This window comes from Demequina litorisediminis, assembly GCF_030161615.1.
Taxonomy (GTDB): domain Bacteria; phylum Actinomycetota; class Actinomycetes; order Actinomycetales; family Demequinaceae; genus Demequina; species Demequina litorisediminis.
The window spans coordinates 2,838,408-2,860,400 of sequence record NZ_BSUN01000001.1 but is presented as its reverse complement, the minus strand read 5'-3'; the positions used below and the strand labels follow the sequence as shown (position 1 = coordinate 2,860,400).

Here is a 21,993-nt window from a genome sequence, read left to right as displayed (position 1 = left end):
TGAGTGGACAGGGTTCCACCAGTCAGGATGGAACAATGGCCGTCATGGCCCGAGTGCGACCCCTGTCCGGATTCCCCGAGTGGACCCCTGCCGACCGCGTGGTGGAGGCGCAGGTGATCGACTCCTTGAAGGAGGTCTTCCGCCTTCACGGTTTCGCCGAGATCGAGACGCGAGTGGTCGAGACTCTGGACCGCCTCGCAGGCAAGTCCGATGCCGCCAAGGAGATTTACACGCTTGGCCGGCTGGGGGCGGAGCAGGACTCCGAGGCGAAGCCGGGGCTTCACTTCGACCTGACGGTGCCGTTCGCGCGCTACACGGAGGAGTTCCAGAACGACCTGGCGTTCCCGTTCCGTCGCTTCCAGATTCAGAAGGTGTGGCGCGGTGAGCGGCCGCAAGAGGGTCGTTACCGCGAGTTCTATCAGGCCGACATCGACATCGTGGGCCGGGACAACCTGCCCGCGCACCTCGAGGTCGAGGTGGCCGTCGTCATGGCGCGCGCGCTCGCATCGCTGCCCTTGCCCGCGGTGACGATGCACGTCAATAACCGCCGGCTCGTCGACGGTTTCTACCGCGGCGTGGGCATCGAGGACGTCGCTGGTGCGCTCCGAAGCGTCGACAAGGCTCGACAAGATCGGCCCCGACGGGGTGCGCGCTGAGCCTCACCGAGAAGGGCATCGCCGTCACGGCGACCGATGCAATCCTGGAGCCTTGCGCGCATCAGCGCGACCGACGGCTCGTTCGCCACTGCGATCGAGGACCTGTGGGCGACGACCACCACCATCGAGGATGTGGCCGATGCGCAGGAGCAGGCTCAGCGCAGGCATCGCGGCCCTGGTGGCGCTGGTCGAGGGTGTGAACGCGGCCGTGCCGGGTACCGCGGTGGCGGACCTGCGGATCGCACGCGGACTCGACTACTACACGGGCTCGGTCTATGAGACGTTCCTGCAGGGGCACGAAGACCTGGGGTCCATCTGTTCGGGCGGCCGGTATGACTCGCTCGTCGCCGGTGGGGGCTTCCCCGGCGTCGGTATGTCGATCGGCGTCTCGCGTCTGCTCAGCCGCATGCTGGGCGCGGGCCTCGCGAGGGCCAATCGTGGTGTCCCGAGCGCCGTCCTCGTCGCCGTGATCGACGAGGACTCGCGAGCGCAGTCCGCGACCATCGCCGACCGCCTGCGAGCCCGTGGCATCGCCTGTGAGGTGTCGCCCACCGCCGCGAAGTTCGGCAAGCAGATTCAGTTCGCGGACCGTCGCGCGATTCCCTTCGTGTGGTTCCCAGGTGCGGACGGCGACGGCGAGGTGAAGGACATCCGCTCGGGTGACCAGGCGCCTGCTGATGCCGATGCCTGGGTGCCGCCCGCCGAGGACGCCCGTCCCGGCATCGTCCGCCCGTAAGGCTGACGCCACCGGCCCACAGCGTGGGCCCTAGACTTGACCGCAACCCTCAAGCGAACCGGCACGCCCGTCTAGCGTGCCCAGAAAGGTTGATCGTGCTTCGCACCCACCTCGCAGGAAACCTCCGCGCCACCGACGCGGGCACCACCGTCACTCTGGCCGGATGGGTCGGGCGTCGCCGCGATCACGGCGGCGTGGCGTTCATTGATCTGCGTGACGCCTCGGGTTTCGCCCAGGTCGTCATCCGCGAGGAGGTGGCCCACAGCCTCCGCAACGAGTACGTCTTGCAGGTGACGGGCGAAGTGCGCGAGCGCCCCGCAGGTTCCGCGAACCCCAACCTCCCGTCCGGTGAGATTGAGGTGGTCGTCTCCGAGGTGACCATCCTCAACGAGGCCGCGCCGCTGCCGATGCCCGTGGATGAGCACGTCACCGTCGGCGAGGAGGCTCGCCTCAAGTACCGCTACATCGACCTGCGCCGTCCGCAGCCGCGCGCCAACCTGGTGCTGCGCTCCAAGGCGAACCAGGCGGCACGCCGCGTGCTCGACCGCCACGAGTTCCTCGAGATCGAGACGCCGACGCTGACGCGTTCGACGCCCGAGGGTGCTCGCGACTTCCTGGTGCCCGCGCGCCTTGCGCCGGGGTCCTGGTACGCGCTGCCGCAATCGCCGCAGCCTGTTCAAGCAGCCTGCTCATGGTGGCCGGCATGGAGCGCTACTACCAGATCGCTCGCTGCTACCGCGATGAAGACTTCCGCGCAGACCGCCAGCCCGAGTTCACTCAGGCTCGACATCGAGATGAGCCTTCGTCGACCAGGACGACGTCATCGCCCTTGGCGAGGAAATCGTCAAGGAACTGTGGAGCCTCATCGGTGTCGAGATCTCGACGCCGATCCCGCGCATCACGTTCAACGACGCTATGGCTCGCTTCGGTTCGGACAAGCCCGACCTGCGCTTCGGCCTCGAACTCACCGAACTCACCGCGTACTTCAAGGACACCCCGTTCCGGGTGTTCCAGAACGAGTACGTCGGTGCGGTCGTCATGCCCGGAGGCGCGTCGCAGCCGCGCAAGACCCTCGACGCGTGGCAGGAATGGGCCAAGCAGCGCGGTGCCAAGGGCCTCGCGTATGTCTTGGTGCAGGAGGACGGCACCCTGACCGGGCCGGTGGCCAAGAACCTCTCCGAGGCAGAACTCGCGGGACTGGCCGAGGCCACGGGTGCGAACCCCGGCGACTGCGTGTTCTTCGCGGCCGGCAAGCCGGGTGCGTCACGCGCCCTGCTCGGCGCCGCACGTCTGGAGATCGGACGCCGTCTGGGCCTGATGGACCCCGACCGCTTCGAGTTCTGCTGGGTGGTCGACGCGCCGCTGTTCAAGGCTGTCGACGCGGACGATGACGACGTGGCGCTCGGCCACTCGTCGTGGACCGCCGTGCACCACGCATTCACCTCTCCCAAGCCCGAGTGGCTCGACTCGTTCGAGTCCGACCCCGGCAACGCGCTCGCCTACGCGTATGACATCGTCTGCAACGGCAACGAGATTGGTGGCGGTTCGATTCGTATCCACCGCCAGGACGTGCAGGAGCGCGTGTTCAAGGTCATGGGCATCGGCGAGGAGGAGGCTCAGGAAAAGTTCGGCTTCCTGCTCGAGGCTTTCTCGTTCGGCGCGCCTCCGCACGGCGGCATCGCGTTCGGTTGGGACCGCATCGTGGCGTTGCTGACGGGCGCGGACTCGATCCGCGACGTCATCGCGTTCCCGAAGTCGGGTGGCGGCTACGACCCGCTGACCTCGGCGCCCGCTCCCATTACGGACGAGCAGCGCGCGGAGGCTGGCGTGGACTATGTCGCCGAGGTGGACGACGAGGCCGCGGAGGCTCCCACCGCCTAACCCTTCCGCAGCACCCACCGTCTTTCCGTCAAATGGATCCATTTGTCTCGTCTAAGCGCTGACATGAGACAAATGGATCCATTTGGTGCATCTAGGGGAGCGCCGATGCGGTGGCGGGCTGCCCAGGGTGCGGCTGGCTGGAGTCCCGAGCCTTGCTGCCGTGAGGCCCACAGCACCCCGCCCACGATGAGCACGCCGCCCGCGAGCCTCGAGCCACGCGGGGCGTTCGTCGAGGACGATCCATGCGGCGGCGATGCCGACGACCGGAACCAGCATCGAGAACGGTGCGACCGACCCCGCGGGGTGACGTGCCATCAGCCACACCCAGATCCCTGACCCGAGCAGCGTGCCCAGCGCAATCGTGTAGGCGAGGCCGATCCACGCCGGAATCGCGGCCGGGCTCAGCGAGGTAGCGATAGCGTCCCCGATGCGGGCTGGACCCTCGACGCCAAGCGACAGTGCGAGCATCGGCAGCGGCGGCACGATGCTCATCCACAGCACGAGATTCAGAGGCTTGTCGGCACGGGCCTGCCTGCTGGCGATGTTGCCTAAGGCCCATCCAAGCGCCCCGCACAGTACGAGCAAGAAGGGCCCGAGCGGTGCCGCATCGCCGTACGAAAGGCCCACCACCACGAGGCCCGCGCTGGCGGCGCCGATGCCGGTCAGGGCTCGGCGCCCGAGGCGCTCGCCGAGGAAGGCTGCGCCGAGGAGCACGGTGAAGGGGGCCGATGCTTGGAGGACGAGCGATGCGAGTCCCGTGGGGAACCCTGCGGTCATGCCCGCATACAGGAACAGGAACTGCAGGGTGCCAAAGCCGAGCCCGTAGGCGATGAGCCACTTCCACGGGACACGGGGGCGCGGGACGAAGAGCACGGTGGGGATGGCGATGATCCCGAACCGTAGCGCCACGAGGAAGAGCGGCGGGAACTGTTCAAGCGAGGCGTGGATGGCGAGGAAATTGAGGCCCCAGAGCACGGCGACGGTCAAGGCGAGGAGGACGTGGCGGGTGGGCATGGCCCGAGTCTCGCTGGTGGAGTGTGAATGCACCAGCAATAATGAAGGCCTTAACTATGTAGGGAGCCTTCATGGAAGTGCGCCACCTGGAACTGCTGCGGGACCTGCGAGACAGGGGCACGTTGGCGGCCGTCGCAGAGGCGAGCCTTTCGTACGCCCTCGGCGCTGTCGCAGCAGTTGAAGACCGCGGAGCGCGAACTGGGGGTGGCGCTGGTGGAGCCCTACTCGCGGGGGCTACGACTCACGTGGGCCGGTCAGATCCTCGCCGATGGCGCCGACGATGTCTTGACCGCTGTCGCGCGAGTCCAGGGGAGGCTGGACGCCGGCAGGGGAGCGCCCGCGGGCACGGTCAAGATCGGGACCCTTCCCAGCGCGGGCGCCGCCCTCATGCCGGGCCTGTTCACGCGGCTTGCCGACACCCTGATCGACGTAGTCCTCGATGACTTCGATCTCGCCGAGGCTGACTACGCCGCACGCACCGCGGACGCCGACCTCGTCATCGCGCACAGTCTGAGCGCCGATGTTCCCGCGGGCGCGCACGGGCTCGTGTCCCGGGTGGTGTTGCGCGAGCCCATCGACGTCGCCGTCCCCTCACACCACCGCCTCGCCTCGAGGGATGCCGTCGGGCCTGCGGACGTCTGTCATGAGCCCTGGGTGGCGGTACCGCCCGGGTATCCCTTCGGCACCATTCACGAGTCGATCGAGGCGGCGAGCGGGGTGCCCCTGAACCGCATCGCGCGGGTGCGGGACAACCGCCTGGTGGAGTCTCTGGTGGAGGCGGGCCACGGGGTCGGGCTTCTCCCTCGCTTCTCAACGCCTGCGAGCGCCGGACTGGTGTTGCTGCCGCTCACCGGGGTGCGCGCAACCAGGAGCATCGTGGCGCTGGCGCGGCGAGACCGTGCGCAGCGCCGCGCCGTGAGTGCCGTGGTGGACCTTCTGGCCGAGGTGGGGGCAACTCTCGAGGAGCGCGTTCGGCCGGCCCGTACGTCCACGGCACCCACGCGCACCTCCTGAGGGCGGGCCCGCGCTTCTGAGGGGCATTCTCATATGTGGCGGGTTACGGTGGGCGGAATGCGCTCGCCCCGGGGTGCAGGCAGGAGCACCATGCAAGGAGTCGACGTGCAGCGAAGCGCCAGCAGAAAAGTAGCCGTCTGGGCAGTCATCACCACCATGGCGGTGGCCCTCGTGACGGTGACCCCTCAACCCTCGCAGGCCGCGACCACGGGCTTCAGGGATGTGACCGGCTCGCATCAGTTCTATCGCGAGATCTCGTGGCTGACCTCCAAGGGCATCACCACCGGATTCGCGGACAAGTCGTTCCGCCCCAACTGGGAGGTCTCACGCGAGGCCTTCGCGGCGTTCCTCTACCGTCTGGCGGGTAAGCCGTCGGTTTCCCTGCCCGGCTCGTCGCCCTTCAAGGACGTCAGTAAGAGCGACAAGTTCTACCGGGAGATCGTGTGGCTGGACCGCAAGGGGATCTCTCGGGGTTGGTCGGATGGCACGTTCCGCCCCGACGAGCCCATCTCACGTTCGGCGATGGCCGCGTTCCTCTATCGCTTCAAGGGTTCGCCGTCCTACTCGCCGCCGTCGTCGTCTCGGTTCAAGGACATGCGTACGTCGTCGAAGTTCTACAAGGAGGTCTCGTGGCTCGCCTCCACCGGTATGACCACCGGCTTCGCTGACGGCACGTTCCGTCCCTACGACGGCACCTCGCGTGCGGCGACCGCCGCGTTCCTCTTCCGCGGCTACGGAAAGTCCTCGTACAAGGCGCCCACCTACGTGCCGCCAAAGGTGACGTGGAAGCCGAGCGAGATTCTCGCGACCGCCCGCTCGCAGGTCGGTTACCGCGAGCCGTCCTTCCGCAACAACAAGTACAACGACTGGATCGGCGGCAGCAGCGCGTGGTGCTCCGTGTACGTGTCGTGGGTCTTTGAGGCCGCGGGCTACCCGGGCTACGTGCCGAAGGAGAAGTACTTCGACTCGAGCCTACGGTTCGCCGTCCTTCGTCAGCAGCCTGCAGTCCGAGGGCGTGCTCGACTGGAACGTCAGCCTCTCGGACCTGGATCCCGGCGACGTGGTGCTCATGAACTGGCATGCCGGAGACGGCACCAGCCACGCGGCCATCGTGGACCGCGTCACGAGCCTCCGGAGCCTGGTTCTACGAGGGCAACACGTCGGACGGCACGGGCACCAATTCCGACCGCGGTGTCTTCCACCGGTGGCGTTCGCTCTACTACATGGATGCGGTGTTCGACCCGCGCGACTACTACGACGCCGTCTACTAGGCCGATGCCTCGGCGGTAGTCGCCGACGTGGTCCCGGCCGATGCCGGGGCCGGGTCGTGCGGCCACCGCACCAGGGTGAGAGAGCCCAGCCCGAGCACCACCGCGATCACCGCGAACGCAAGGGCGGTCGACGTGGCGACCGCGAGCGCCCCGAGTGTCGCGGTGATGACGATGGCGGTGGACTGGAGGGCCATCGAGTTCAGTGACAGCATCGTGGCGCGTTCGGTCGCGGTGACCTCGGCATGCATCAGCGTCTGCGTCAGCGGGAAGGCGACTCCCAGCAGCACGTAGAACCCGATGAAAGCCGCGGCGGCGATGCCCGCGAACGGCGCAGCGACCACGGCAAGGGAGACGGCGGCGCCCGCGACCGCCAGCGCGGCGGCACGGGACGAGCGCCGCGCGAGTCGACCTGCCAGGGGCGCGAGCGCCGACCCGGCGGCGGAGCCCAGGAAGCCCGCAGTGACGAGGACGGCGTAGGGACCGGCGGCGTTGGCTGTGCCGCCGAGCAGGTTGGCGGCGTGGGACGGCGCCAGGAGTTCGATGCCGGCGAGAGCGGCGCCGAAGGCTGCGGTCAGGAGGAGGAGCCGGCGTAGCGTGTGGCGCGCCACCGCGAGCCGTACGCCGCGTCCGATGGCGTGGGGCACGTCCCGCGAGGTGGCGGTGGCGTTCGCCACGATGCGTGCGACGCGACCACCCGCGGTCGCGTCGGCCGCTTCGCTGGCGGTGGTGGCGGCCACGTCGTCGTGCACCCAGCGTGCGACGAACACCAACTGCACGAGGGTGAGAGCGGCCTTCAGAAGGAAGGGCAGTGAGAGTGCGATGACGAGCGCGTCCGATGTCGGCATCGGCGCCCAGGCCACGACCGCGCCAGAGGCGAGTGCGCCCGCGGACAACGCCACCGACTCCGCCATCGCGGCGCGCGCGAGGCCAGGCGTGAGGTCTGCCCCTGGCTCGACCGCATGCACCGCGTCCACGTACCAGGCCTCGAGGGGGCCCGAGTCGAGGGCGCGCGCCAACCCCATCACCACGGCGGCGGCGATCAGCCACGGCAGCGTCGTCGATACGGCCAGCATGATGGCCGATGCAGCACTGACGAGTGCGGCGGCGACGATGACGGGGCGGCGTCCCAGCACGTCGGCGAGGCCGCCGGTGGGAAGTTCGCTCAGCACGGTGGTGGCGCTGTAGAGCGCAGTGAGGAGACCGATGGTGGCCAGCGACAGCCCACGTGCGCTCAGGAGCAGCACGAAGGTGGGGGCGACGAGACCCGTAGGGAGCCAGCGCAGGGCGGTGAGGGTGACGAAGCGGCGGCGCACCACTGTGGTGGGGGAGGTCATCGTTCGTCGCCTGGGTAGGCGTAGCCGAAGTAGCGCACCGCGCGGGCGCCGTCCGGGCGGCGTTCGGGGGCCTGGTCGCGGTCCACGAAGGGGGCGAAGAGCGCCATCATCTGCCCCTTGAGCCTCGGTCAGTTCTGCGGCCGTCATCCATGCGACAACGTCGGTAGACATGTCCGCGGCGCGCCACTGTTCGGGCTCGTCGCGTCGGCGCGCGCGGTATGACCTCCAGGCGCCGAAGCGGTAGTCCTCGATCACGTCGGATAGCGCGTCGGCGGCGCGGTCCTGCGCGGCTCCCGGCTGGCCTGACGTGTCCCAGGTGATCCCCTCGGAGCGGATCTTCCACGGTCTCTCACGCCCCACGCCGCCCTCGGCGCGGGTGACGTGCCCGAAGCGCTCGAGCCTGACGCAGGTGGTACGAGCAGTTAGCGGGGGTCTGGCCTAGGCGCTCACCGCACTGGGTGGCGGTGAGGGGACCGGCGGCGAGCAGGTCGAGGAGCGCGAACCGTACGGGGTGCGCGAGGGCGCGCAGTTCGCTCGGGTCCGTGATCTCCCGGGTGGGCCACGGCGCGTCAGGGGTGGTGGGGGCCGTCTGCTGCGGGGCCGGTGAGTCTGTCATGCTTTGAAAGTATCCTTTCGAAAGGAATCTTTCAATAGCGAACCAGAATGTCACCCCGGGCAACTAGGGTGGGCCACATGGACCTGTTCGAGTCGACCGAGCGCACGGGAAGCGGCGTTCCAGAGCCCGGACCCACCGCGCCGCTCGCAGTGCGCATGCGGCCTCGCGTGCTCGACGAGGTCGTGGGTCAGGCGCACCTGCTCCACGACGGCGCGCCGCTACGCCGGCTCGTGGGGGAGGCCGCTCCTGCCACCTCGGTCATCCTGTGGGGTCCGCCGGGCACCGGCAAGACCACCCTCGCGTACCTGGTCGCGGGCAACAGGCGCTTCGTCGAACTGTCCGCAGTGACTGCGGGCATCAAGGACGTGCGTGCGGTGATCGACGACTCCAAACGTCGCATCGCCACGGGGGAGCGCGAGACCGTCCTCTTCGTCGACGAGATCCACCGCTTCACGCGCACCCAGCAGGATGCATTGCTTCCCGCCGTCGAGAACCGCTGGGTCACGCTCATCGGCGCGACCACCGAGAACCCCGCCTTCTCCGTGGTGGGGCCGCTCCTGTCGCGCTCCCTGCTGCTCACCCTGCAGCCGCTTGCCAGCGAGGACGTCGGCGCGCTCCTCGACCGCGCCGTGGCGGACCCACGAGGACTCGACGGCAGGGTGAACCTCGCGCCCCAGGCCCGCGAACACATCCTGCGGGTTGCCGGCGCCGACGCACGCAAGGCACTCACCCTCCTCGAAGCGGTGGCCGATGCCGCCCTGGGCCTGGGCTCCAGCACACAGGACGCGCTGCCGGAGATCACGGGGGAGATCACCGAGCGCACCATGGACGCCGCTCTTGTCGCCTACGACAAGTCGGGCGACCAGCACTACGACGTCATCAGCGCCTTCATCAAGTCGGTGCGCGGCTCGGACGTCGATGCCGCGCTGCACTACTTGGCGCGCATGGTGGTCGCGGGGAGGACCCCGGTTCATTGCGCGGCGCCTCGTGATCCTCGCGAGTGAGGACATCGGCATGGCTGACCCTCAGGGGCTCGTGATCGCGCAAGCAGCGGCGGACGCCGTGACGTTCATTGGCATGCCCGAGGGGCGTATCCCGCTCGCCGAGGCGACGACGTATCTTGCGACGGCCCCCAAGTCCAACCGTTCCTACCGCGCCATCGACGCCGCGATCGCGGACGTGCGCGCGGGCAAGGCGGGCGTGGTGCCCCAGCATCTTCGTGACGCGCACTACGCGGGTGCCGAGCGCATCGGCCACGGGAAGTCCTACGTCTACAGTCACGATGCCCCCGGCGGCGTGGCGCACCAGGAGTACCTCCCGGACTCGCTGCGCGGCAGCCGCTACTACCAGCCCACCGAGTACGGCTTTGAACGCACCGTGACGGACCGCATGGCGCGAATCAGGGACATGCTCGGACGCGACGGTTCCTGACCGCAGCGACACCCCGTGCTTCTCCGCCGCGCCCCCGCCTGACCTGCTAGGATTGTCGAGCCCTCGCGGACGGTTGGCTGCTGTCGCCGCGACATCTCTCGTGATCTGAGTTCGGGCGACCGCGCCCGCACTCAGAGGCAATCAAGCAAGGAACACCAAGAATGACTTCAGTTCAGAAGGCACGCCGCCAGGTGCGGCTCTCGCGTGCCCTCGGCCTCGCCCTGACGCCGAAGGCCGTGAAGCACTTCGAGAAGCGTCCCTACCCGCCCGGCGAGCACGGTCGTACCGCCCGCCGCAAGGAAAGCGACTACGCCGTTCGTCTGCGCGAGAAGCAGCGTCTTCGCGCCCAGTACGGCCTGCGTGAGAAGCAGATGACCCGCGTCTTCGAGGAGGCTCGCAAGGACTCGCGCCGTACCGGTGACGCGTTCGTCGAGCCTGCTCGAGATGCGTCTCGACGCGCTGGTCCTGCGTGCCGGTTTCGGCCGCACGATCCTGCAGGCCCGTCAGGCCGTTCTGCACCGCCACATCCTCGTGGACGGTCAGATCGTCGACCGCCCCTCGTTCCGCGTGAAGCCCGGCCAGACCATCCAGGTCAAGCCCAAGGCTGTCACCATGGAGCCCTACATGGCTGCCGCCGCTGGCGCGCACCGTGACGTGCTCCCCGAGGTCCCGGACTACCTCGACGTCACCCTCGAGAAGCCTGACCGCCGCCTGGTCCGCCGTCCCGAGCGTGCCGAGGTCCCCGTGACCTGCGAGGTTCAGGCTCGTCGTCGAGTACTACGCCCGCTAAGCGAGCGCAGTACCAGCAAGACACACTTTGCCGCTGGGTCCCGGTCCTTCCGGGCCCAGCGGCTTTGTCATACTTGGGACTTGACTCCCGGCATCGGGCATATGGCCGATGCTTCCCTCACCCGGGCGAGACCGCCCGCACCCCCGCGACGGAGGACTGAGATGCGCACCGCTGACATTAGGCAGCGCTGGATCGACTACTTCGAGTCGAAGGACCACCACATCGAGCCCAGCGCCTCGTTGGTCTCGCCCGACCCGTCGCTGCTGTTCACCGTCGCAGGCATGGTGCCGTTCATCCCGTACATCATCGGTACGGAGACCTCGCCGCACCCCCGCATCGCCTCTGTCCAGAAGTGCATCCGCACCAAGGACATCGAAGAGGTCGGCAAGACCACCCGTCACGGCACGTTCTTCCAGATGCTGGGCAACTTCTCCTTCGGCGACTACTTCAAGGAAGGCGCGATCGACTTCGCGTGGGACCTGCTGACGGGACCCGAGTCCGAGGGCAAGTACGGCTTTGACCCCGAGCGCTTCTGGGTGACCATCTGGAACGAGGACGACGAGGCGTTCAGCGCGCTCACCAATGTGGGTGTGGACCCCGAGCACATTGTGCGCTTGACGCGCGAGGAGATCTTCTGGGACACGGGCCAGCCCGGTCCCGCGGGTCCGTGTGCCGAGTGGCACTACGACCGTGGCCCTGAGTTCGGTCCTGACGCCGTGGGCGGCATCGTTGACCCCGGAGGCGACCGTTACCTCGAGATCTGGAACCTGGTCTTCGACCAGTACCTGCGCGGCGAGGGCTCGGGCAAGGACTACCCGCTCATTCGCGAACTCGACCAGAAGGCGATCGACACCGGCGCGGGTCTGGAGCGCATTGCGTACCTCAAGCAGGGCGTGGGCAACATGTACGAGATCGACGAGGTGTTCCCCGTCATCGCGCGCACGCAGGAGCCTTTCGGGCCGTCAGTACAAGGCCAACGAGGAAGACGACGTCCGCATGCGCGTGGTCGCGGACCACGTGCGCTCGTCGATGATGCTCATTCACGATGGTGTCGTCCCCGGCAACGAGGGCCGCGGCTACGTGCTGCGTCGCCTGATTCGTCGCACCGTCCGCTCGCTGCGCCTCATGGGCGTCGAGGACCCCGCGATCGAGTCGCTGGTGCGCACCTCGTATGAGGCCATGCGGCCCTCGTACGCGGACCTGGACGCGAGCATCGAGAAGATCGTCAACGTGGCCGCCACCGAAGAGGACGCGTTCCGCCGCACTCTGGTGCAGGGCACTACGGTGCTGGACATGGCCGTGGCCAGCGCGAAGAAGGCGGGCCGCACCAGCCTGTCCGGCGCCGATGCCTTCAAGCCTCCACGACACCCTCGGCTTCCCCATTGACCTCACGCTGGAGATGGCGGCCGAGCAGGGCGTGACCGTCGACGAGGCGGGCTTCCGTTCGCTCATGACGGAGCAGAAGGAGCGCGCCCGCGCGGACGCCAAGGCCAAGAAGGGTGGCCACGCCGATGTGGGCGTCTACCAGGCCCTCCAGCCCACCGTCTTCCGTGGTTACGACGAGCCTTGCCCTGACCACGTCCGTCGCCGCTGTCATCAAGGATGGCGTCGCGGTGCCCGTGGCGACCGCTGGCGACACCGTCGAGGTGATCCTTGCCGAGACCCCGTTCTATGCGGAGTCCGGCGGCCAGGACGCGGACACCGGCGAGATTCGCGGCGCAAACGCGACGCTGCACGTGATCGACGTGCAGAAGCCCGTTGCCGACGTGATCGTCCACACCGTCACCGTCACCGAGGGTGAGGTGGCCGCGGGCGACCAGGTCTCGGCCGAGGTGGACCGCGTGAACCGTCACCAGGCGTCGAAGGCGCACTCGGCGACGCACCTCATTCACGCCGCGCTGCACGAGACGCTCGGCACGGACGCGAACCAGGCCGGCTCGTACAACAAGCCCGGCTACATGCGCCTGGACTTCTCGTGGAGGAACCCGGTCACCGCCATGGCCCGTGAGGAGATCGAGGGCATCGCGAACCGTGCGATCCGCGAGGAACTCCCGGTCAGCACCAACGTCATGAACCTCGATGAGGCGAAGAACCTTGGCGCCATGGCGCTGTTTGGCGAGAAGTACGGCGACCGCGTGCGCGTGGTCGAGATCGGTGGCCCGTTCTCGCGCGAACTGTGCGCCGGTACGCACGTCGCGAACTCGAGCCAGATCGGCCTGCTGACCGTCACGAGCGAAGGCTCCGTGGGCTCCGGCGCACGCCGCATTGAGGCGCTCGTGGGCGCCGATGCGTTCAGCCACCTTGCCGCCGAGCGTTCCATCGTGGCGGAGCTCACAAGCACGCTGAAGGCGCGTCCCGAGGAGCCTGAGCGACCGCATCGGCGGACTGCTCACGCGCCTGTCCGACGCGGAGAAGCAACTCGCCCAGTACCGCCAGCAGGCGATGCAGCAGGTGGCGGGCCAACTGGTGGAGACCGCAACCGAGGTCAACGGGGTGCGCCTGGTGGCGCACGAGTCGGCGACCGCGGCCGACGGAGACGACCTGCGCACGCTCGTGACGGACGTCCGCACCCGCCTTGGCGACGCGAAGCCCGTGGTGGTCGCGGCATCGGCCGTGGTCGGTGGCCGTCCCCAGGTGGTCATCGCGACCAACGGTCCCGCCCGTGACCTGGGGGTGCGTGCCGGTGACCTGGTCAAGGTGGCGGCCCAGACGCTCGGTGGCGGTGGCGGCGGCAAGCCGGACCTCGCCCAGGGCGGTGGCCAGGACCCGGCCAAGGTGGCCGATGCGCTCGTCGCTGTGCGCGATGCCATCGAGGCCCGTGGCTAGGCGCCTGCGTGGATAGAGGAGTACGCCTCGGCGTCGATGTGGGCTCGGTCCGCATCGGCGTCGCGGCATCCGACCCCGACGGCCTCATGGCGTTCCCCGTCACCACCGTGCAGCGCGGCAAGGGCGACACCGCGACGGCCGATGCGGTCGACGCCCTGGTCGGTATCGTCGCCGAACGTGAGGCAACGGCCGTCTACGTGGGCCTGCCGCGCAAGCCTGTCGGGCGCGCAGGGTGCGTCCGCGGAGGACGCGCGGGCGATCGCGACCGCGGTCGCGGAACGTTGCGAGGCGGTCGTCCGTTTGGTCGACGAGCGATTCTCGACCGCCACCGCATCAGCCTCGATGAGGCAGGCGGGACGCAACGCCAAGCAGCAGCGTCAGGTGATCGACCAGGCCGCCGCAGTGGTGATCCTGGAGAGCGCGTTGGACATTGAACGCCGGGGGAATCTGAGTAAGGTGACTGAGACGATCCCGCGTGAGGGTGGAGATGACTGATTTTTTCGAGGCCGACGACACGACGACGTCGCTGGACCTGAGGCGCTTGCAGCGTCAGAAGCGGCGCGCTGCGCGCCGGAAGTGGACGGCCATCGTGTCGGCCGTAGGACTGGTGTTGGTGGCCGTGGGCGTGTCCCTCGGCTGGAACTTCATCAAGTCCTTCGCCGGCGGTGGCGACGAGTCGTCCGTCGCTGACTACGACGGCGCTGGCCAGGGCGTGGTGCAGGTCATCATCGAGCAGGGCGACGCCGGTGCGGACATGGCGCAGACGCTGTACGAGGCGGGCGTGATCGCGTCGCCGGAGGCGTTCATCCAGGAGTTCAACTCGCGCCCCGATGAGTCGCTGTCGATTACCGCTGGCTACTACTTCATGCAGAAGGAGATGAAGGCGGAGTACGCGATGGACGCGTTGCTCGAGCCCTCCAACCGCGACGAGCCTGAAGATCACGATTCCCGAGGGCAAGGCCGTCGACGCGTACTTCCAGGCCATCGCGAACCTCACCGGTTATACGGCGGACGAGGTGGCGGAGATCGCGGAGGACACCGACGCGCTCGGTCTTCCCGCCGAGGCGGAGGGCAATCTCGAGGGCTGGCTGTTCCCCTCGACCTACACCTTCAACCCCGATGTCGAGCCCGCGGAGATGCTGTCGACGATGGTGAGCACCACCATCAAGATGCTCGACAAGTACGACGTGGCGGAGGAGGACCGTGAGCGGATCCTCACCATCGCGTCGCTCGTCGAGAAGGAGGCGAAGAAGGATGAGGACCGCCCCATGATCGCGGGCGTCATCATGAACCGCCTCGACATCGACATGATGCTGCAGTTCGACTCCACGGTGAAGTACATCGCTCCATCCGAGGGCGTGTGGACGTCCGAGGAGGATCGCCTCATCGACTCGCCGTACAACACGTACATGTACACCGGCCTTCCGCCGACGCCCATCGCGGCGCCGGGCGAGGCCTCCATCGAGGCGGCGGTCAACCCGGCCGACCACGACTACACGTACTTCGTCACGGTGAACCTGGAGACGGGTGAGACGGCCTACGCGACCAACCTTGAGGACCACCTCGCCAACGTGGAGATCCTCAACCAGTGGGTGGCGGAGAACCAGTCGTCCGACGACGAGGAGTAGCGATGCCCGATGCGGTGGCCGGCCCTTCGGGGGCCGGCGCCTCTCGGCGGGCGGGGGTGCTGGGGCACCCCATCACCCACTCGCTGTCGCCTGCGCTGCACGGTGCCGCGTATAAGGCGCTCGGGCTCGCGTGGACGTACGACGCGTATGACGTGACCGAGGAGTCGCTGCCCGACTTCGTGGCGGCGCTGGACGGCACGTGGGGCGGCCTGTCGCTGACGATGCCGCTCAAGGTGGCCGCGATGCCGCTGGTGGAGTTCATCGAGCCCATGGCGAAGCCTGGTCGGGGCCATCAACACCGTGCTCGTGCAACCCGTGGGCACGCGCCTCCAACTCGTGGGCGCGAACACCGACGTTCACGGTGTGGTCGCGGCTCTGGCCGAGGGCGGGGTGAGCGCGGCGACCGAGGGAGTCGTGATCGGCGGGGGAGCGACGGCGACGTCCGCGCTCGCAGCGTTGGGACGCCTCGGCGTCACCAGGCCCGTGGTCGTGGTGCGCAACCGCGCCCGCGCCGGTGGGCTGATGCGGGCCGCCACCAAGATGGGCGTGGAGCCGCGCTTCGTGGCCCTCGAGGATGCGCCGCACTACCTGGCCGATGCCGAGGCCGTGGTGTCCACGGTGCCGGCCGAGGCGGGAGCCGCGCTGGTACCGGCGCTGGGGCCTGTGCGACCCCAGGCGGTGCTCCTGGACGCGGTCTACTCGCCCCTGGTGACGCCGCTGGGGGCCGCTTGGCGCGCCGCGGGCGGAACGTTCGTTCCCGGGACGCGCATGCTGTTGCACCAGGCAGGAGAGCAGGTCCGCCTCATGACAGGCATGGCCGCGCCCCTCGACGCCATGGCGAAGGTCCTGCCCGACGCCTGACCGTGTGTCGGAATTGTCACACTCCCTAGGGGGCTCAAGGGCGAGCCGATATACGTTACTCAGGGGTTGGACAGCATGAGGGGACGTTTGTGAAGCAACTGGGCACCATTCTGATGGAGGAGGGCATCCTCACAGAAGACCAGCTGATGGACGCGATCGACGAGCAGCACGGTCGTGGGCAGTCGCTGGGACGCACCCTCGTGGAGATGGGAATGATCTCCGAGGGTCAGTTGGTGCGCGCGCTCGCCAGCCAGGTGGGGATGGAGTTCGTCGAACTCGGTGACTTCCCTGTCGACCGTGCCGCGGTGGCACTGGTGCCGGACACGGTGTGCAGGCGTCACGCCGCACTGCCCATCCAGATCGACGGCGACATCCTGAAGATCGCCATGTCCAACCCTGGCAACGTGGTCGCGGTCGATGACATCCGCACGCTGACCCGCATGCAGATTTTGCCGGTGGTGGCGGCGCACGATGACGTGCTGAACGCCATCGATCGCTACTGCCGTTCGGACGCCGAACTGGACGAGCCTGCAGGGCGCGATCAACGACGAGGCGGAGGCCACCGACCTCGCCGACCTGTCGACCGCCGTGGAAGACGACGCGCCCATCGTGCGCTTCGTCAATCTGCTGATCACGCAGGCCATTCAGGACCGCGCCTCGGATATCCACATCGAACCCGCCGAGCGAGACGTCCGCGTGCGCTACCGCATCGACGGCGTGCTTCACGAGATGCAGAACGCCCCCAAGGCGATTCAGGGCGGCGTGATCTCGCGCATCAAGATCATGGCGGACATCGACATCGCCGAGCGCCGCAAGCCGCAGGACGGCCGTCTGTCCGTCACCCACAACGGCAAGAAGGTGGACCTCCGTGTGGCCACCCTGCCGACGGTGTGGGGCGAGAAGGTCGTCATGCGTATCCTCGACAACTCGACGGCGACGTTGGAACTCGAGGACCTGGGCATTCGCGAGAAGAACTACGCCGCGTACTCGGTCAACTTCCGCAAGCCCTACGGGATGATCCTGGTGACGGGCCCCACGGGTTCGGGCAAGTCCACCACGCTGTACGCGACGCTGAACCAGATTTCCCGCCCCGAGATCAACGTGATCACGGTCGAGGACCCGGTCGAGTACCGCATCCCCGGCATCAACCAGGTGCAGGTGAACCCGAAGGCGGGCCTGACATTTGCCGCCGCGCTGCGGTCGATTCTGCGTGCGGACCCCGACGTGGTGCTGCTGGGTGAGGTCCGTGACGGCGAGACGGCGCAGATCGCGATCGAGGCGGCACTGACGGGTCACCTCGTGCTGTCCACGCTCCACACGAACGATGCCCCGTCGGCGCTCACGCGTCTGATCGAGATGGACATCGAGCCGTTCCTGGTGGGCTCCGCGGTGGACTGCGTGGTGGCCCAGCGACTGGCGCGCCGCTTGTGCTCCCACTGCGCCGTCGAGTACGTGGTGGAAGACGAGGCGGAGATTCCCGCCAATGTGGGCTTTGTGTCCGGATCGCCGCTCCCGACGGTGCTGCGGCCGGCGGGTTGCCAGCGTTGCTCTGGCACGGGTTACCGGGGACGTGTCGCGCTGCACGAGGTGATGTCCGTGAACGAGGAGATCGAACGTCTCGCCGTGGCGCGGGCCTCGGCGGCCGAAATTGCCCGTGCGGCACAGGACAACGGCATGGAGACGCTGCTCATGGATGGGTGGGCCAAGGTGCTGGATGGCACCACCTCGATTGAGGAGCCTGCTTCGTGTCGCGAAATAGGGCGTTGCGGTTAACGTCCCTGCAAAGAACTGCCGATAAGGTGTCCACCGGTGGTGCGAGGGGTGCCGCCGAAAAGCCGAGGGAAACACGATGACGTCATTCATGCCCGAGGGCCTGCCTGAGCGGCCCGAGGACTTCCCGGTGCAGCCTGCGCGTCAGCAGCAGGTTCCGGGTCAGGCAGCCTCGTCGGCTTCCGCCGCGCAGCCGCCGATGGGTCACTTCACTCCTCAGACGCCTGCCGGCGGACAGCCCGCGGCCGCCCCGCAGCAGTTTTCGGCGCCGCAGCCCGCGTCGCCCCCGCAGCCGCTCACGGGCCAGCAGCCCGTGCAGCGTCAGCCGTTCGGTGTCCAGCAGACTGCCGTCCAGCCGAGCGCCGCACAGCAGGCGGCCACGGCGCAGGCGGCGGCCGGTCAGTACGGTGCCGCCCTTGCGCAGCAGACGGCCGTGCAGCCCGTGTCCGGTCAGCAGCCGGTGCAGCGTCAGCCGATGTCTGGCCAGCAGCCCGTCCAGCGTCAGCCGATGATGGGTCAGCAGTCCGCGCCTGCGCAGCCTTCCGCCCCTGCGGGCCAGCAGCGTCCCGCCGGCGCGCAGGCGCAACGTCCCGCGGCGAGCGCACCCGTGGGCGGCTCGCGCCTCGGTATGGGCCAGGAGAAGCAGGAGGGCGACTTCGACCTCCAGTCGGCGCTGCGCGCGATGCTCGCCGCCAAGGCCTCGGACCTCCACATCACGTCCGGCGCCGCTCCGATGATTCGCGTCGACGGTGGACTCAAGGCGGTCGAAGGCTTCGATCGCCTCACCCCTGAGGGCATCCAGAAGGCCATTTTCGGCATCATCACGCAGAAGCAGCGCGAGAGCCTTGACGAGCACCTCGAATTGGACTTCTCCTATTCGCTCATCGGCGAGGCGCGCTTCCGTGTGAACATCTACCGTCAGCGCAACGCCGTCGGTGCCGCCTTCCGTGTGATTCCCTACGAGATCAAGGCGCTCGAGGCCTTGGGCGTTCCCGAGGCCGTCTCCAAGTTTGCCTACCTGCCGCGCGGTCTCGTCCTGGTGACGGGCCCCACGGGTTCGGGAAAATCGACCACCCTCGCGTCGCTTGTGGACCTCGCGAACCGCTCGCGCAGTGGTCACATCATGACGGTCGAGGATCCCATCGAGTTCCTGCACCGCCACAAGCGTTCGCTCGTGAACCAGCGCGAGGTGGGAACCGACACCAAGTCGTTTGCCAACGCGCTCAAGCACGTGCTGCGTCAGGACCCCGACGTCATCCTGATCGGTGAGCCTCCGTGACCTGGAAACCATCCAGGTCGCGCTGACCGCCGCAGAGACCGGTCACCTGGTGTTCGCCACCCTGCACACGCAGGATGCCGCGCAGACCATGGACCGCGTGATCGACGTGTTCCCCTCGGAGCAGCAGGGCCAGGTGCGTACGCAGGCTCGCCGCCGCCATCCAGGGCGTGGTCTGTCAGACGCTTCTGCCGCGGGCCGATGGCCCCGGCCGTGCGGTCGCCGTCGAACTGATGGTTGCGACGCCTGCCATCAGGAACCTGGTGCGCGAGGGCAAGACGCACCAGATTCACACGTCGATGCAAGCGGGTGCCTCGCTGGGAATGCAGTCCATGGACCAGCACCTCGCGGAGCCTCGTCAAGGCCGGCACCGTCGGTTTTGACGACGCGGTAGAGATGTGCCACTCCTACGAAGAGTTCAACCGCCTGTGCGGCCGGGCCGGACGCGCGTAGGGGAGTAAACGATGGCGATTCAGACCCAGAAGTACGCGTTCACCGCGCGCGATGCCTCGGGCAAGATTCATAAGAACACCATGGAGGCGCCGTCCTCCTCGGTGGTGGCGTCGCGCCTGCAGGAGCGTGGACTCACGCCGTTGATGGTGGAGGAAGCGGGAGGCAAGGGCCTCAACGCGGACATCACCATCCCCGGTTTCGGCGAGACCATCGGGCTCAAGGACATCGCGATTCTGTCGCGCCAGCTCGCCGTGATGATCTCCTCCGGCCTGTCGCTCCTGCGCGCGTTGACCATTCTGGCCGACCAGACGGAGAACAAGGCTCTCCAGAAGGTGGTCATGGAGGTCCGTAGCGACGTGGAGACCGGCTCGGCCTTCTCGAAAGCCCTTGGCCGTCACCCTGAGACATTCCCGCCGCTCATGATCAACATGGTGAAGGCCGGCGAGGTCGGCGGTTTCCTCGACGAGGTGCTGGTCTCCATCGCGGCGAACTTCGAGGAAGAAGTGAAGCCTGCGCGGCAAGATCAAGTCCGCCATGACCTACCCCGTGGTGGTGCTGTTCATCGCCATCCTTGGTGTGGCGGCCATGCTGATCTTCATCGTGCCGGTGTTCGCGACCATGTTCGAGGGCCTCGGCGGCGAGCCTTCCGCTTCCCACGCAAATCCTGGTGACCATGTCCGCGATCCTCAAGATCGCGGTGGGTCCGCTCATCGTCGGCATCATCGTGTTCGTGGTGTGGTGGCGCAAGAACAAGCACAAGGAGTCGGTGCGGCGGAGGTACCAGCCGCTACTGCTCAAGGCGCCGGTGTTCGGCGGCCTGATCCAGAAGATCGCTGTGTCGCGCTTCAGCCGCAACTTCGGGTCGATGGTCCGCTCGGGTGTGCCGATCCTCCAGGCGCTGGACATCGTGGGCCAGTCCTCGGGCAATGTGGTGGTCGAGGACGCAGTCAAGGACGTGCAGTCGTCCGTGCGCCGCGGCGACTCGCTCTCGAAGCCGCTGGCCCAGCACACGGTCTTCCCGCCCATGGTGGTGCAGATGATCGCGGTCGGTGAGGACACCGGTGCGCTGGACTCCATGCTGGACAAGATCGCGGACTTCTACGACCAAGAGGTGGAGTCCACCACCGAACAGGCTCACGAGCCTGATCGAGCCTCTCATGATTGCCGTGCTCGGCTCGGTCATCGGAGGCATGGTCATCGCGCTCTACATGCCGATCTTCAAGGTCTTCGACCTGATTGGCTGACATAGGCTTCGGCGCCGCCACAGGCGCCGGGGGATCCCGGGAGACCGGGATCTTGACACATCACATGAGAAATATGAGGGAATCAGAATGATCAAGATGATCCAGAAGCGTATGCAGGAGAAGGCTGAGGGCGCTGAGAAGGGCTTCACGCTCGTCGAGCTCCTCGTCGTCATCATCATCATCGGCATCCTCGCCGCCATCGCCATCCCGCTGTACCTGAACCAGCAGAACAAGGCGAAGGACTCGGCGGCCAAGGCCGACCTGAACACCGTGCGTACCGCCGTGGTCTCGGCCATGACCGAGAACCCGCAGGCGGACGCCGTGTCCTGGACCGCGGCGACCGGCCCTTCGACCAGCACCATCACCGCTGGCACCGAGACCTCGACCGTTGCGGTTTCGGACGGCAACATCCTCGCCGAGGGTGAGGTTGACATGTCCGCCCCCGACACCGTCGAGATCACCATCACCTCGCCCACCGGCACCGTGTTCACGATGGACGCCAACGGCGCGATCACCGAGAGCCTAAGTCTCTCCACTCGCGGGCTGCGGGTGGGCCGCACGGTCCTCGGACCTTCGCGCCCACCCGCGGCTCCGCGTCGCTGTATCAGACTCACCACCGCGGAAAGGGGCCCGGTCACGTGGCGAACAGGTTGCGCACCACCGACGACGATGGACTCGGCATCATCGAGGTCATCGTCGCGATGCTGCTGTTCGGCATCCTTGCCGTCGCGATGGTGCCGCCCATCCTGCTGGCGCTCCAGGTGACCGCGAAGACCACCACCATCGCATCGGCCCAGGAGGTCGCGCAGGAGCGGGTTGAACAGGCCCGCGTCGCCGCGGCCTTGTGCGCGGACTTCCGCATCTTTATCGCGGGCGAACCCGCCGACGACTACACGGATACCCGTGGGGCGCGCTACTCGCTGACCGAGTCTTTCCAGGTCCCGGGGCTGACAGTCGCCGAGACCGAGGCTGACACCTCGTGGTGCAAGGACGAGTCAGACCCGGACGCGGCCACCGTGTTGGTGACCTATCGCGTGGAGGTCACGTCTCTCGACACGGACAACCCCGACGTTGCCGACGTGTCCACCATGATCGCCGTGCCCGGACTGGGGTGACTGTGATGATGCGCGCCTTGCATTCAAGGCTCCAGGACCGAGACTCCGAGGGAGGATTCACCCTCGTCGAGCCTCAT

General features: G+C 67.8%; 16 protein-coding genes and 8 pseudogenes. 21 read left to right on the top strand and 3 right to left on the bottom strand.

Going from position 1 to position 21,993, the window contains the following annotated elements; all coding sequences use genetic code 11:
- Positions 1 to 44 precede the first annotated feature (44 nt).
- The 3 genes and pseudogenes from QQK48_RS20795 (at position 45) to aspS (ending at position 3,273) form a co-directional block, all read left to right on the top strand.
- Positions 45 to 656 (top strand): ATP phosphoribosyltransferase regulatory subunit, encoded by a 612-nt coding sequence (locus QQK48_RS20795; RefSeq protein WP_348523725.1) that lies wholly within the window; start codon positions 45 to 47, stop codon positions 654 to 656.
- Between the two features lie 139 nt (positions 657 to 795).
- Positions 796 to 1,392, top strand: coding sequence for an ATP phosphoribosyltransferase regulatory subunit (locus QQK48_RS20790; protein ID WP_348523724.1), 597 nt, complete (start codon positions 796 to 798; stop codon positions 1,390 to 1,392).
- Between the two features lie 95 nt (positions 1,393 to 1,487).
- Positions 1,488 to 3,273 (top strand): annotated as a pseudogene (gene aspS, locus QQK48_RS17375) (aspartate--tRNA ligase).
- A 51-nt stretch (positions 3,274 to 3,324) separates the two neighbouring features.
- Here aspS and QQK48_RS17370 read toward each other — a convergent pair.
- Positions 3,325 to 4,287: an EamA family transporter gene (locus QQK48_RS17370; protein ID WP_348523723.1), complete on the bottom strand. Its 963-nt coding sequence runs from the start codon at positions 4,285 to 4,287 to the stop codon at positions 3,325 to 3,327.
- A gap of 177 nt (positions 4,288 to 4,464) precedes the next feature.
- Here QQK48_RS17370 and QQK48_RS17365 point away from each other — a divergent pair, with 177 nt between their 5' ends.
- Together QQK48_RS17365 and QQK48_RS17360 are read left to right on the top strand one after the other, a co-directional pair.
- A complete protein-coding gene (locus QQK48_RS17365; RefSeq protein ID WP_284329243.1) occupies positions 4,465 to 5,301 on the top strand; it encodes a LysR substrate-binding domain-containing protein in 837 nt (278 codons plus the stop codon).
- Between the two features lie 105 nt (positions 5,302 to 5,406).
- Positions 5,407 to 6,591, top strand: coding sequence for an S-layer homology domain-containing protein (locus QQK48_RS17360; protein WP_284329242.1), 1,185 nt, complete (start codon positions 5,407 to 5,409; stop codon positions 6,589 to 6,591).
- Here QQK48_RS17360 and QQK48_RS17355 read toward each other — a convergent pair.
- A complete protein-coding gene (locus QQK48_RS17355) occupies positions 6,569 to 8,266 on the bottom strand; it encodes an MFS transporter (protein WP_284329241.1) in 1,698 nt (565 codons plus the stop codon). The two genes, QQK48_RS17360 and QQK48_RS17355, sit on opposite strands and share 23 nt — an antisense overlap.
- Positions 8,256 to 8,522, bottom strand: a complete 267-nt coding sequence (locus QQK48_RS17350; RefSeq protein WP_284327074.1) for an ArsR/SmtB family transcription factor — start codon at positions 8,520 to 8,522, stop codon at positions 8,256 to 8,258. The genes QQK48_RS17355 and QQK48_RS17350 overlap by 11 nt, the downstream gene beginning before the upstream one ends.
- Before the next feature lie 77 nt (positions 8,523 to 8,599).
- Between QQK48_RS17350 and QQK48_RS17345 the strand changes: the two are divergent.
- The 16 genes and pseudogenes from QQK48_RS17345 to QQK48_RS17285 all read left to right on the top strand — a co-directional run bounded on the left by QQK48_RS17345 (position 8,600) and on the right by QQK48_RS17285 (position 21,916).
- Positions 8,600 to 9,953, top strand: a pseudogene (locus QQK48_RS17345) (replication-associated recombination protein A).
- Between the two features lie 161 nt (positions 9,954 to 10,114).
- Positions 10,115 to 10,743, top strand: a pseudogene (rpsD, locus tag QQK48_RS17340) (30S ribosomal protein S4).
- A 161-nt stretch (positions 10,744 to 10,904) separates the two neighbouring features.
- Positions 10,905 to 13,569, top strand: a pseudogene (gene alaS / locus QQK48_RS17335) (alanine--tRNA ligase).
- Positions 13,570 to 13,577: 8 nt separating this feature from the next.
- Positions 13,578 to 13,736: pseudogene (gene ruvX / locus QQK48_RS20785) on the top strand (Holliday junction resolvase RuvX); the annotation flags it as partial.
- Positions 13,711 to 14,064 carry a Holliday junction resolvase RuvX gene (gene ruvX, locus QQK48_RS17330; RefSeq protein ID WP_348523814.1) on the top strand — a complete coding sequence of 118 codons (354 nt, stop codon included), beginning with the start codon at positions 13,711 to 13,713 and terminating at the stop codon, positions 14,062 to 14,064. The pseudogene ruvX (QQK48_RS20785) and the gene ruvX (QQK48_RS17330), both read left to right, overlap by 26 nt.
- A gap of 437 nt (positions 14,065 to 14,501) precedes the next feature.
- Positions 14,502 to 15,197, top strand: coding sequence for an endolytic transglycosylase MltG (gene mltG, locus QQK48_RS17325; RefSeq protein WP_348523728.1), 696 nt, complete (start codon positions 14,502 to 14,504; stop codon positions 15,195 to 15,197).
- Positions 15,198 to 15,199: 2 nt separating this feature from the next.
- A pseudogene (locus QQK48_RS20780) lies at positions 15,200 to 15,415 on the top strand (shikimate dehydrogenase); the annotation flags it as partial.
- 97 nt (positions 15,416 to 15,512) lie between these two features.
- Positions 15,513 to 16,058, top strand: coding sequence for a shikimate dehydrogenase family protein (locus QQK48_RS20775; protein WP_348523722.1), 546 nt, complete (start codon positions 15,513 to 15,515; stop codon positions 16,056 to 16,058).
- Between the two features lie 89 nt (positions 16,059 to 16,147).
- Positions 16,148 to 17,831 (top strand): annotated as a pseudogene (locus QQK48_RS17310) (GspE/PulE family protein).
- 76 nt (positions 17,832 to 17,907) lie between these two features.
- Positions 17,908 to 19,107, top strand: coding sequence for a type IV pilus twitching motility protein PilT (locus QQK48_RS17305; protein WP_284329240.1), 1,200 nt, complete (start codon positions 17,908 to 17,910; stop codon positions 19,105 to 19,107).
- Positions 19,094 to 19,159 (top strand): annotated as a pseudogene (locus QQK48_RS20770) (hypothetical protein); the annotation flags it as partial. The gene QQK48_RS17305 and the pseudogene QQK48_RS20770, both read left to right, overlap by 14 nt.
- A 115-nt stretch (positions 19,160 to 19,274) precedes the next feature.
- The gene (locus QQK48_RS17300; RefSeq protein WP_284329239.1) at positions 19,275 to 19,487 is read left to right on the top strand and encodes a hypothetical protein; all 213 of its coding nucleotides are present in this window, start codon (positions 19,275 to 19,277) and stop codon (positions 19,485 to 19,487) included.
- 81 nt (positions 19,488 to 19,568) lie between these two features.
- Complete coding sequence (locus tag QQK48_RS20765) at positions 19,569 to 20,228, top strand: type II secretion system F family protein (protein ID WP_348523721.1); 660 nt, start codon at positions 19,569 to 19,571, stop codon at positions 20,226 to 20,228.
- Positions 20,229 to 20,230: 2 nt separating this feature from the next.
- On the top strand, positions 20,231 to 20,806 hold the full coding sequence (locus QQK48_RS20760) for a type II secretion system F family protein (protein ID WP_348523727.1): 576 nt from the start codon (positions 20,231 to 20,233) through the stop codon (positions 20,804 to 20,806).
- A 91-nt stretch (positions 20,807 to 20,897) separates the two neighbouring features.
- Positions 20,898 to 21,566, top strand: coding sequence for a prepilin-type N-terminal cleavage/methylation domain-containing protein (locus QQK48_RS17290; protein WP_284329238.1), 669 nt, complete (start codon positions 20,898 to 20,900; stop codon positions 21,564 to 21,566).
- On the top strand, positions 21,503 to 21,916 hold the full coding sequence (locus QQK48_RS17285; protein ID WP_284329237.1) for a hypothetical protein: 414 nt from the start codon (positions 21,503 to 21,505) through the stop codon (positions 21,914 to 21,916). Before QQK48_RS17290 ends, QQK48_RS17285 begins: the two co-directional genes overlap by 64 nt.
- Positions 21,917 to 21,993: the final 77 nt, after the last annotated feature.